The organism is Actinomadura sp. B10D3, from assembly GCF_039871695.1.
Taxonomy (GTDB): domain Bacteria; phylum Actinomycetota; class Actinomycetes; order Streptosporangiales; family Streptosporangiaceae; genus Spirillospora; species Spirillospora madurae.
The window spans coordinates 1-1,289 of record NZ_JBDPLY010000094.1 but is presented as its reverse complement, the minus strand read 5'-3'; the positions used below and the strand labels follow the sequence as shown (position 1 = coordinate 1,289).

The following is a 1,289-nucleotide window of genomic DNA, read 5'->3' as shown; positions in this document are numbered from 1 at the left end:
GCGCATGGTCCACCTGGCGCCGACGCCACCAATACCGAGCCCGAAAATGCCACCAGGCATGGCACGCCTACGCCGACACCAACACATGATCACCGCAGGCCAGAGCCTCAATTACAGCTGCCGTATCCGACCTGGACGGCGCGGCCGGACTTCACCAGCTCGGCGAGGCGCCGGTAGAGGGTGGGGCGGCTGAGTTGCGTGATCATCAGGAGATGTGCGATCGGAAGACCCTCGTCCGGTGCGCCGTCCAGAGCTTCTCTCAGAGCTGTCTCGGCGTGGTCTTCTTGGGACGGCGTTACCGGTGCGGACGGCTCTGAGACGGGCGCCATGCGCGCCTCGTCCAATGCAAGTCGAGAGACCTCGTCCAGGGCTGGACGTGTAGCAGCGTGCCGCTCTGCTGCCTCTGCCACGGCGGCATCGGTGAGGAGGTACGCGCGGCCTCGTCGTGGTGTGTCGTGTTCGGGTGCGGAGAGCAGGAACTTGCCGGGTGCGTTGAGGGTGTGGGCGTGCCATCCGGCGCTGAGCATTCCTTGCCCGAGGATGAGATCGACGTCCTTCCTCTCACGGACGCGGAAGCTCACGCGGACGTCCATTTGAGACCGGACGGCACCCTTGCCCATGGCTTTCTGTGTGGGCCGTTGAGTGGCTGCGATCAGGGTCACGGCGACCGCTCGCCCTCGCCGTGCGATTGAGTCCGTGTCGCCAGCTGCGTCGGGAGCGTCATCGGCGAGTTCGGCGTACTCGTCCACGATGATGACGAGCGCGGGATGTTCCGGCGTCGGATCCCACACGCGGCGTCCGTTGGCTGTGAGCCATTCGGCGCGGGCTTCCAGGACTGTGACGGCGTCGCGGAGCATGGTGCGGGCTTGGTCGGGTGTGGTGGCGAGTCGATCGATACAGGACGCCCACGGCTGGAGTTCCATGCCGCGCTTGAGGTCGATAGCCCAGATGACCACGTCCTGACACGCGCTGAGGTTCCCCATGAGGACGTTGATTCCGCCGCTCTTACCCGAACCGGCCACACCACCGATGAGCCCGTGACGTCGCAGCAGCAGAACGCGCGCACCGGTGGCGTCTTCGAACGGGCCGAGGTCGATCGGTTCGGTAATGGACGAGACGGATGGTCCAGGCCACGGGATGGCGTCGGCATGCGGGTCGGCGTCCAGTGACGTTTTCTCACTGACTTTCAGGTGATCCGGCGGTGTTCGAAATGGACTAGGACGAGGGCGGCCCGGACGAGATCGCCGATCCGGCTGGGGCTGAGCGTGATGTGCTGGAGCGTGGTCCAG

At 65.7% G+C, this 1,289-nt stretch carries 1 protein-coding gene; it reads right to left on the bottom strand.

The window, feature by feature from the left end; genetic code table 11:
* Window positions 1–107: 107 nt before the first annotated feature.
* Window positions 108–1,031 (bottom strand): hypothetical protein, encoded by a 924-nt coding sequence (locus ABGB11_RS42400; protein WP_347641367.1) that lies wholly within the window; start codon window positions 1,029–1,031, stop codon window positions 108–110.
* Between the last annotated feature and the right edge of the window lie 258 nt (window positions 1,032–1,289).